Raw genomic sequence first — 10,732 nt, 5'->3', positions numbered from 1 at the left:
GCGTCAGATCCAGAATGCAGCTTTGCGCAGATGGACGAGCGTCAGGACGCTCGCGCCGATCAGCAGCGCCAGCGCGACCAGCACGTAGATGATGCTGACGGGATCGACATGGCCGCCCGCCAGCGGTTCGCGCCATACCGCGAACAGATGTGTCAGCGGATTGAGCCGCATCACCGTCGAGCGGTGGTTGATCATGTCCGACGACCAGATCACGGGCGAGGCGAGGAAGGCGAGCATCAGCGTGGATTCGATGATCGGCTTGAGGTCGCGGTAGCGCGTCGCCATGGCGCCGAGAACGAGGCTCAGGGCAAAGGTGCAGGCCACGAAGAGCAGCAGGCCCGGCAGCGCGGCCAGCGCGTGCGAGAGGTCGTGCGGCGACAGGATCAGCCAGAGCAGCAGCGGCACGCAGGCATTATGCAGCGCGAACAGCGCCTGGCGGAACGTGCATTGCAGGAGGAAGATGACTGGCGGAAGGGCCCGGTCGCGGATCAGGCCAGCCGAGTTCTGCAGCGCCGTGGTCGCATCGAGCACGACACTGTTGAGAAAAGTCCACGCCGTCATCGACAGCGCCAGCATCGGCAGGCGTGACAGCATGTTGGCGTTCGACATCTGGCCGATGACCGAGCCCAGCACCACAACCACGATCGCCATCTGCAGCGACATCCAGAACGGGCCGAGCAGCGAGCGGACATAGCGGTGCCGCATGTCGGACCAGGCCAGCGCCGCGGCGATCTTGACGGTGTCCAGCCAGCCGGCCGCCTGCGGCGGTTCGCTGGTCGGCGACCGCTCCTCGTTGGATGCGGCGACGGCATCGCGGTAGACGGCCTCCATGCCCTGCTTGAAGGCTGTAGCCGAATAGCGGGTGAGGGCACGGGTGCGGGCTGCAAGTCCCATGCGGCGGCGACGCTCGGAATCGCGGATCAGGGTGTCGATCGCTTCGCCCAGCTTCTCGGCATCGCCCGGCGGCACGGTGATCGCCTCCACGCCGTGGCGGGCGACGCGCGGCACCGCGGTGTCGAGCGCGGTGTTCACGACCGGGCGGCCGGCGGCCATGGCCTCGAGCTGGACCAGGCCGAAGGTCTCGGCATTGGTCACCGACGGCATCACGAAGACGTCGGCGAGGCACATCAGCTTGATGCGCTCGCTATCATTGACCGAGCCGAGCAGGCGGACGCGTTCGCCGAGGCCGTGGAAGCGGATCAGTTCCTCGAGCCGCGGCCGCTCGACGCCTTCGCCGATGATCCAGACCTCGAAATTGTGGGCAGCTGCGGCGCGGATCAGCACGTCGAAACCCTTGTAGGGCACGAGCCGGCCGCAGGCGATCACGAGGCGGCCGCGATCGTTGACATGGTGCGGCTCGATCTTCGGCCAGTCATAGCCCGAAGTGTCGATACCGAACGGCACCACGTGGCACTTGTCCTCGAATTCGCGGAGCAACGGCGTGTTGTCGACCAGCGCATGGTCCGACACGATGATCGCCTTGGCGCGGCGCAGTGTTCGCCGCATCAAGGGGGCGATGAGCCAGCGCAGGCCGGAATGGGTGACGATGTCGGCGTGCCAGTGCACCACCAGCGGCCGCCTGGCGCCGAACCCGAAGGCGAAGACGAGGTCGGCGAGCGGGAAGGGGGCGTGGAGCGCGAGCAGATCGTGCTCGGCCATTTTGCGCCACAGGCGCCAGGGATAGGTGGGGGCTGCGGGCAGCGACATCACGTTGCCGAACGATCGCACGCGCTCGACCGGCACGTCGTCGACGACGATGTCGCGTCGCTCGGCCGATTTCGAACAGACCAGCACGGCGGAGGCGAAAGCGTCCTTCAGGCTCGTGCAGATGTCGCGGATCACGGTCAGCGTGCCGCCGAACAGGTCGGGATAGTAGATCTTGAAGATGTGCAGGACCGACGGACGGCGCGGGGTTTCGTGGCTGTGATGCATGGTGGCGCGCTCAGCCTGCGAGAAGCGCTGCGACGAACGGTGCGGCCAGCACCGAGATGAAGATCACGCCGCGCAGCAGCGCGGGCAGCATCGGCTCGATGGCGCCGCGCCCCCAATCGGGAGCCGGCACAGCACGCAGCGAAGTGGAATTGCGGACCAAGCGGTCAGCCATGGGTGAGTCCCTTTACGTCGCGCCCCTCAGTGGCGTCTCGTATATGTGGGAAAATTTACCACGTCAATCCGAAATCGGGAAAATGTGGGATTGTGTCCCACGTGAGGCGCAGGTACAATTCAGACATGAATGCCAAGTCCGGGTCCAAAGCAGCGGCGCCACAGCCGAATGCCGCCGCGAAGCTGCACGCGCCGCTGGCGCGGCTGCTGCGCCCGCTGGTGCGGCTCTGCATCCGCAGCGGCATGACCTTTCCGGCGCTGGCGCAGCTGCTTCGCGAACTTTTCGTCAACGTCGCCGAGCATGATTTCGCGCTGGAGGGAAAGGAGCAGACCGACAGCCGCGTCAGCCTGCTCACCGGCATCCATCGCAAGGAGGTGGCGCGGCTGCGCGGCGCGGGGGCGCCCGTGCACGAGGCGCCGGCTGCGGTGTCGCTGACCAGCGCCGTGATCGCGCGCTGGCTCGCCGCGCCCGAATTCACCGACGCCAAGGGCGAGCCGCTCGCGCTGCCGCGCACCGCCGAGGGCGATGCGCCGTCATTCGAGCAACTCGTCGCCTCCGTCACCAAGGACGTCCGGCCGCGCGCGGTGCTCGACGAATGGGTCGACCGCAAGCTCGTCACCATCAACGACAATGACGAGATCGAGCTGGTCGAGGCCGCCTTCGTCCCGTCGGGCGAGGACGACAGCAAGTGGCATTATCTCGGCCGCAACCTGCACGACCACATCGCAGCCGCCGCGCAGAACGTCTCGGACGGGCCGCGCTTCCTCGAACGCGCGGTGCACTACAACAACATCTCGCCGAAGCTGGCGCGTCGCCTCGAGGCGCGTTCGCGCGAGCTCGCGATGGACGCGCTGAAGACCGCCAATCGCGAAGCCAACCGCGCGCTCGCCAAGGACAAGGGCGGCGATGCCCGCTGGAACTTCGGCATCTACATCTACAGCGAAGACGCCGATGAGGAGAGCGACGGCAAGGACGGCGGCAAGGAGGGCAGCTCCTCATGAGCCGCCCGCCGCTGATTTCCCGCCGCCTGCTGCTGACCGGACTCTGGCTCGCCGGCACCGCGATCGCCCGTGCGCAGAGCGGGCGCGGCACCGACCAGGGCATCGGCGGCACCGGGCTGACGCGCGGCGATGATCACGGCATCGGCGGCACCGGAATCGTCGGCGTGATCCAGCGCTTCGGCAGCATCTACGTCAACGGCGAGCGCGTCACCTATGCGAGCGACGTTCCGGTCCGGATCGACGGCGAGGCGGCCAGCGCCAAGGCACTGCGCATCGGCCAGCTCGCGCGCGTGGTCGCGACCCGTCAGGCCGACGGCACGCTGGTCACGCGCAACATCACGATTGCCAGCGAGGTTTCCGGTCCGGTCGAGCAGGTGAAAGGCAACGAGCTCACCGTGCTCGGCCAGAAGATCGTCGCAAGCGACAAGGAAGCCAAGCTCCGCGCCGGCAGCCAGGTCGCCGTCTACGGCTTGCGCCGCACCGACGGCGTCATCGTCGCCAGCCTGGTCGAGCCGCGGCGCGATGCGGCGGCGCGCGTCACAGGTCTGGTCGAGCGCGGGCCGGATGGTCTGCATATCGGCGGGCTCAGGCTGAGCGGCGTCGATCCGCTATTGGTTGGCCAGCGCGTCCAGATCGAGGGCAGCGCGAGCCAGGGGTCACTGCAGGCCGCGCGCACGCGGATCGACGATTTCTCGGATCTCGTCGGCGCGAGCCGGCTCTCGATCGAAGCCTATGTGCAGCGGGCGGGCGCAAACCTCCAGCTCGGCTCCGGGCTGGTCGCGCGCGACGGCTCGCGGTTCGGGCCTGCGGCGGGCGAAGCGCGCATGGTGGTCAATGGCGTGTTCGATCGCTCGCGCGGTCTGCAGCTCGACTCGGCGCAGGCCGTCGGTGGCCAGTTCCCGGCGGCGCCGAAGCAGGGGCCTGGTGGCGCCGGTGGTCCCAACCGGTCGGGCGGCGGCTCGATCCTGCATCCTGGTCGCACCACGCCGAATCCCGGCGGTGGTCAGCCCGGCGCACCGGGCGCCCCCGGCGGAGCTGCGCCTGGATCGAGCCCAGGCGCAAACCCCGGCTCGGCGCCATCGGGTGGTCCGTCAGGTCCCGGCGGCATGGGCGCGCCCGGCGGGCCGATGGGGCCCGGCGGCGGCATGGGTGGTGGCGGCTTCGGAGGTCCCGGCGGGCCGGGAGGCGGAATGGGCGGCGGCCGGCGCTAAAGGGCCGCCTGTCTCGCAAAAAGGAAATAGCGCGGGCTTAGCCCGCGCTGAGACGCACGCCCGCGCGCAAGAACCTCTGCGGATCGACCGCTTCGCCGTCGATGCGGGTTTCATAGTGCAGATGCGGGCCGGTGGAACGGCCGGTGGAGCCGACGAGGCCGACGACCTGACCGATCTTCACGATCTCACCGACCTTGACACTGATCTCGGAGAGATGGCCGTAGCGGGTCGACAGTCCGTTGCCGTGATCGACCTCGACCATGCGGCCGTAGCCGCCGGACCATGCGGCCGAGACCACCTTGCCGTAAGCGGTGACGCGGACGGGATCGCCGGTGGCGGCGCGGAAGTCGAGACCGGTGTGCATCGCGGGCCGGCCGAGGAAGGGATCGCTGCGCACGCCGAAGCCGGAGGTGAACTCGACCTCGCCGATGACGGGCTTGCGATAGGGCACCAGCGCCAGCGTGCGATTGAGCCGGTCCATCTCGGCGCGGGTGACGTTGATGCGGTTGAGCTGCTTTTCGAATGGTCCGGCATTGGCCGTCAGCTTGACCGGCACGAACGGGCCGCCCATGGCGCTGCGCGGCACGGCGGCTTCGAGATTGGCGAGGTTCAGACCGAGATCGCTGACGACGCCGCGCATCCGGCGCATGCGCGAATCCATGCCTTCCTCGACGGCGCTGAGTGCCGCGATCTGGCGACGCTCGACCTGGTCGAGAGAGGTCGTGAGCCGGACCAGGACATTGTCAAAACCCTGGTTCTTGGCGAACTGACTGGTCGGCGGCGCCATCGCGGCCGGCGCGCGCGACTCAAGCCGCGCTTCGCGATCCGGCGGCGCCACGAAGATCACGGTGTCGCTGATCGGCGACGGTTTGGGCGTGCCCTGCGTCGTGGCCTGGCCGGCGTCGCCACGCTGCTGCGTCGAGCGGGGAATCGATCCGGTCACGTCAGGCATGGCGCCAAGCGCCGTCGCCCGGGACTCCAGCGCCGTCTGGCGCTTCATGATCTGGTCGAGCTTCTGGTCGAACTGCTCCTGGTCGAGCAGCTGCCGGCTGGTGGTGCGGTCGACCTTGGCGCGCAGCTCCGCGATGCGGTCCTCATAGGCGTACTGCATCTCGGCCTGACGGGCGATCAGCCGGGTGAGGACGTCGTCGCGGAAGGCGAAATAGGTGGCGGTCGCGGCCGACCACAGGCCGAGCAGTACGACGGTGCCGACCACGATCCAGAACACCACGGGTCCGAGGCGGACCTGCTTGCCGTGATGCACGATGGTGTAGGCGTCGTCGGCCGCGGGAAGGGGGATCGCGGCTGTCACCGCGGCGGCAGGACGACGCTGGAAGGCTCGTCCGTGTTCGTGAGGGTGATGCTGGGGGTACGGGGAGTATTGGGCAGAACTTTTCGACATCGGCACTCCCGCGCCGGTCGGATGGGTTCCTTGCGGCTCAATTGCCGCAGCAATCTGGGCCAGTCATGGTTAATTTTCCGGAAATGGAACCGTTAGAACTTAACGGGCTGGTTAAAGACTTCTTGCCGCTTCCAGCACCTGATCGGCATGTCCGTCGACCCGGACGTTGCGCCAGACCTTGGCCACCTTGCCGTCACTCCCGACCAGCACCGTGGTGCGAAGAATCCCGAGGAAGCTCTTGCCGTACATGGATTTTTCGCCCCAGGCGCCATACGCCTCCAGCATCTCGTGCTGCTCGTCCGAGATCAGGGGGACGCCGAGGCTGTGCTTGTCGCGAAACTTCTCCTGGGCCTTTAACGAATCCGCGGAAATGCCGAGCACGGCGGTGCCTGCTTTGGCGAAGTCGCCAGCCAGGCGGGTGAAGTCGATGGCCTCCCGGGTGCAGCCGGGTGTGTCGGCGCGGGGGTAGAAAAACAGGACGAGCTTCCGGCCGGCGTAGTCCGAGAGCGTGGCGACGCTGCCGCCGTCGCGGGGCAGGCGGAAGGCCGGGGCCTTCTGGCCCTCGGCCAGGGACCCTTTCGCCGCGGCAGCCGATTTGGAGGAATTTAACTGTTTCGATGCGGCCCCATGCGATGCTGTCTTTGCTATGGTCGCCTTTGATTTGCTGGCCGGCGCCCGCGCCGTTTTCGCGGATTTCGTTTGAGTTGATGTCCGCGCTTTCACTGTCTTCTTTTTAGCCGTCGGACTGCCGGAGGGCGCTTTGGACGATTTCTTTCGGGATTTCTTGGACATACGCCTTCCTTTCGACGCTTTCGGCGGGTCAACCAAAGCGGTATTGCAGCTCTCGTCCGGCACGCCGGATTCGCGCCCTTGGCTGGGCAAGTCTGACGGCGCCGGAGTATGGTTACAAGGAATTCCACGCACCACCCCACTGCTCGTTGAACGCGCTCCCGGGGCGAAATGACGAACAGCAGGAATATTCGAGGTATGGCGGCAGCGCCGGCGCGGGGTGCTTCGATCCCCGTGGACGGCTGCGGTCCGGGCGGCGCTCAGTCATACGATGGGCGCCTGTATCGAGAGGCAATGGCAAGGAATACGTCGCCCCAGGATCACAATCGGGATTTCGATCGGCGCGGCGGCCATCAAGAACCGCCGGAGTGGGACGAGGCCGACTGGGATCAAGATCAGGAGGACGAGGAGGCGGGTCATCGCGCGCGCCGCCTCTTGTCGCGTTCCAATTCGCGCTTTCGCGTCGGCGGCTTCTCCTCGGTTCGGCGGTCGCTGCCGAGCGGACGCTGGCTTCGCCGGATCGCAATTGTCGTCGGCGCCCTGATCGTCATCTTCGTGGGCTGCTTCGGTGCGCTGTGGTGGCGGCTCGGCGCCGGTCCCATCAATCTCGACATCGCGACGCCCTGGCTCGCGGCTGCGATCGAGGACAATATCGGTCACGGCAATACGGTTGAGGTCGGCGGCACCCAGATCGAGCGGGCCGGCCGGGTCCGCATCGCCGTCCGCATCCGCGACATCGTCGTCCGCGACCACGACCATGCCATCGTCGCCACCGCGCCGAAGGCCGAGGTGAGGCTGTCGGGCGCGGGTCTCCTGATGGGCCATCTGCGCGCCGAGAGCCTCAATCTCGTAGACGCCGAGCTTGCGATCCGCATTGCGCCCGACGGCACCGTCACGGTGTCCGCCGGCGACACGGCAAAGCCGCTGGCAACCGGTGTTGCCTCCAAGAAGGACGCGGGCCTGCCGCCGACATTCCCGCGCAACGGCGTCCCGCCCCCGCCCTTCGCCACCGCGCCGGCGGGCCCGGACGCGTCGCAAGCCGCGCCTCAGGCGACAGCGCAGAGCGGAATTCTCCAGGGCCTCGACTGGCTCGACAGCTTGAGCATGACCGGCCTCGATGGCCAGAACCTCAACGAGATCGGTCTGAAGAACGGCAACCTGATCGTCGACGATCAGCAGCGCGGCAGCAAATGGTCGTTCGAGAACATCACGCTCAGCCTGCGCCGGCCGGCCCGCGGTGGCGTCACGCTCAGCCTCGGCGAAGAGGGCGCGCGCCCGTGGTTGCTGCGCGCCACGATCGGCCCCGCCGAGAACGGCGTGCGCTCGGTCGACATTCGCGCCGACAAGGTCTCGACCTCCAACATCCTCCTGGCGCTGCGGGTCAAGGACCTCACCTATACCGCCGATCTGCCGCTGACGGGCGAGCTCAAGGGCGAGCTCGGCCGCGACGGCGTGCCGACCTTCTTCCGCGGCAAGGTCACGGTCGGCGCGGGCAACATCATCGACACCGACACGCCCGACTATCCGATGGCGATCGACTCCGCCGAGATCAATGTCGAGTGGGACGCCAACCGGCGCGTGCTGGTCGCCCCGTTCAAGATTCTCTCGGGCGCCAACCGCCTGACGCTGCTGGCGCATCTCGAGCCGCCGAACGGCAGCATCAACGACTGGCAGCTCGGCTTCAGCGGTGGATCGATCCTGCTCGGCGGCATCGACAACGAGCCGCCGCTCGTCTTCAACCGGATCGCGATCGGCTTCCGCTTCGACACCGACCACAAGCGTCTGCTGCTGACGCAGGCCGATATCTCCAACGGCGAGATCGGCGTCGCCGGCACCGGCGCCATCGACTATTCCGGCGAGCCGCGGCTGACGCTGGGCTTTGCGGGCACGCCGATGTCGGCCTCCGCGATGAAGCGGATGTGGCCGACGCTCGTCGTGCCCGAGTTGCGCGAATGGGTGATCGAGCGGATCGAGCGCGGCACGCTCCAGCGCATCGAGATCGGGATCAACTCGCCGACGAAGAACCTGCCGCGCAAAGGCCCGCCGATTCCGGACGACGGCCTGTCGGTCAACATCGTGGCGAGCGGCGTCGCGGTCCGCCCCGTCGACGGCATGCCCGTCGTGCACGATGCCGACCTGAAGGCGCGCGTGACCGGGCGCACCGCGACCGTGAATATCGGGCAGGGCGTCGCCGACACGCCGGCCGGCCGCAAGATCACGATCTCGGACTTCACCTTCGAGGTGCCCGACATGGCGCCCAAGCCGTCGCCGTCGCGCACCCGATTCCGCGTCGACGGACCGGTGCCGGCGGCGGCCGAGATGCTCTCCAATGATCGGCTGAGCGATCTGTCGTCGACCGTGGTCGATCCCAACACCAGCAAGGGCACGTTCTCGGCGAACATCCAGCTCAACCTGCCGGTCAAGGGCGAGTTGACCAAGGCCGATACCGCTTATGCGGTGACCGCCGATCTCAACGGTTTCTCCGCCGAAAAGCTGGTGATGAACCAGAAGCTGGAGGCCAACAACCTCAAGATCGCAGCCAACAACCAGGGCTACCAGGTCAAGGGCGACGTCAAGATCAACGGCCAGGCGGCCTCGCTCGACTACCGCAAGCCGGCCGAAGGCGACGCCGATGTCCGCCTGCAGGCGACGCTGGACGATGCGAGCCGCGCGCGCCTCGGCTTCGATCTCAGCCCCGCCGTGAGCGGTACGCTGCCGATCAAGCTGTCGGGCAAGATCGCCGGCGGTCCCGACCAGACGACGAAGCTTGGCGTCGAGGCCGACCTGACCTCGGTCAAGCTCGACAACATCCTGCCCGGCTGGGTCAAGCTGCCGGGCAAGTCGGGCAAGGCCAGCTTCAAGGTGGTGCCGACGGCGCAGTCGACCCGCTTCGAGGACATCGTCATCGAAGGCGGCGGCGCTTCGATCAAGGGATCGCTCGAGGTCGATCCGAACGGCGATCTCATCAATGCAAACTTCCCGACCTATTCGCCGTCCGACGGCGACAAGGCCTCGTTGAAGGTCGAGCGCAGCCAGGACGGCGTCGTGCGCGGCACCATGCGCGGCGACGTGTTCGACGGCCGCGGCTTCCTGAAGTCGGCGATCTCAGGCAATTCCAAGGACGATGCCAAGAGCAAGCTGAAGAACGTCGATTTCGACATCGACGTGAAGCTCGGGGCAGTCGCAGGCTTCAACGGCGAGGCGATGCGCAGCGTCGACGCCAAGATGTCGAAGCGCGGCGGGGCCATCAAGGCCTTCACGCTGAGCGGCAAGATCGGCAAGGACACGCCTGTTGCGGCGGATCTGCGCGGCGGCCGCGCGCAGGGCAACCGCGAGGTGATCTACCTCCAGACCAACGATGCCGGCGCGCTGCTGCGCTTCACCGACACCTACACCAAGGCGATCGGCGGCCAGATGGTGGTGGCGATGGAGCCGCCGACATCCGACGCGAACACCTCGCGCGAGGGTCTGATCAACGTGCGTGACTTCACGGTGAAGGGCGAGGCGCAGCTCGAGCGGGTGGCTGCAGGCGCTCCGAATGGTACGGGGAATGGCGTCTCCTTCACCGCGCTCCGCGCCGAGTTCATCCGTCAGAATGGCGCGCTGACTGTCCGCGACGGCGTGGTCAAGGGTCCGATGATCGGCGCCACCATTGAGGGCTCGATCGACTATCCCGGCAACCAGGTGTGCATGAGCGGCACCTTCGTGCCGATGTACGGATTGAACAACATGTTCGGACAGATTCCGGTGCTCGGGTTGTTCCTGGGTGCTGGCGATAAAGAGGGATTGATCGGTGTGACCTACGAGGTCGTCGGCACGCCGGCCGCCCCGGTGATGCGCGTCAATCCGATCTCCGCGATCTTTCCCGGCGTGACCCGCAAGATCATGGAGTTCAACACCGGCAAGCAGAACTCGCCGTTCGAGGAATTCCCCTCGCAGTCGAATGACGGCTCTTCGACCGGATCGACCCGTCAGCTATCGAGCGGCTGCAGCCTCACGCGGCGATAGCGGCGGAGATCGTTGTGGTTCGTAGCTGGTCAGATTCGATTGCGGCCGCAGGGTAAGATCCGCTCCCTCTCCCGCTTGCGCTACGGCATTCACACATCGAGGTTGAAGACGGGAAGGATGTCTGATTCCGTGTTGTCCGACTGGCTAGGAGGACAGCATGGAGACTGGACTGGGACGGTTTGGCGACCGTCGCCTGCAAAAAGGGGGGCGTTCCTTC

The 10,732-nt window shown here is 67.1% G+C and carries 7 protein-coding genes; 3 read left to right on the top strand and 4 right to left on the bottom strand.

Going from position 1 to position 10,732, the window contains the following annotated elements:
• Window positions 1-3: 3 nt before the first annotated feature.
• Window positions 4-1,932 carry a glycosyltransferase gene (locus tag VGR99_RS13500; protein ID WP_326898870.1) on the bottom strand — a complete coding sequence of 643 codons (1,929 nt, stop codon included), beginning with the start codon at window positions 1,930-1,932 and terminating at the stop codon, window positions 4-6.
• A gap of 10 nt (window positions 1,933-1,942) precedes the next feature.
• Entirely contained in the window at window positions 1,943-2,104 is a 162-nt protein-coding gene (locus tag VGR99_RS13495; protein ID WP_326898869.1) for a hypothetical protein, read from the bottom strand.
• 125 nt (window positions 2,105-2,229) lie between these two features.
• Here VGR99_RS13495 and VGR99_RS13490 point away from each other — a divergent pair, with 125 nt between their 5' ends.
• Both VGR99_RS13490 and VGR99_RS13485 read left to right on the top strand, forming a co-directional pair.
• A complete protein-coding gene (locus VGR99_RS13490; protein WP_326898868.1) occupies window positions 2,230-3,105 on the top strand; it encodes a DUF6502 family protein in 876 nt (291 codons plus the stop codon).
• Entirely contained in the window at window positions 3,102-4,316 is a 1,215-nt protein-coding gene (locus VGR99_RS13485; RefSeq protein ID WP_326898867.1) for a DUF5666 domain-containing protein, read from the top strand. Before VGR99_RS13490 ends, VGR99_RS13485 begins: the two co-directional genes overlap by 4 nt.
• A 37-nt stretch (window positions 4,317-4,353) precedes the next feature.
• Here the strand turns inward: VGR99_RS13485 and VGR99_RS13480 are convergent, their stop codons facing one another.
• Both VGR99_RS13480 and VGR99_RS13475 read right to left on the bottom strand, forming a co-directional pair.
• Window positions 4,354-5,718 carry a M23 family metallopeptidase gene (locus tag VGR99_RS13480; protein WP_326898866.1) on the bottom strand — a complete coding sequence of 455 codons (1,365 nt, stop codon included), beginning with the start codon at window positions 5,716-5,718 and terminating at the stop codon, window positions 4,354-4,356.
• A 111-nt stretch (window positions 5,719-5,829) separates the two neighbouring features.
• Window positions 5,830-6,510: a peroxiredoxin gene (locus tag VGR99_RS13475; protein WP_326898865.1), complete on the bottom strand. Its 681-nt coding sequence runs from the start codon at window positions 6,508-6,510 to the stop codon at window positions 5,830-5,832.
• Between the two features lie 195 nt (window positions 6,511-6,705).
• On the opposite strand from VGR99_RS13475, the gene VGR99_RS13470 reads away from it, so the two are divergent.
• Complete coding sequence (locus VGR99_RS13470) at window positions 6,706-10,515, top strand: DUF3971 domain-containing protein (RefSeq protein ID WP_326898864.1); 3,810 nt, start codon at window positions 6,706-6,708, stop codon at window positions 10,513-10,515.
• The last annotated feature ends 217 nt before the right edge of the window (window positions 10,516-10,732 follow it).

It is taken from the genome of Bradyrhizobium sp., assembly GCF_035935975.1.
GTDB lineage: Bacteria > Pseudomonadota > Alphaproteobacteria > Rhizobiales > Xanthobacteraceae > Bradyrhizobium.
This window is presented reverse-complemented; position numbering and strand designations above follow the sequence as displayed.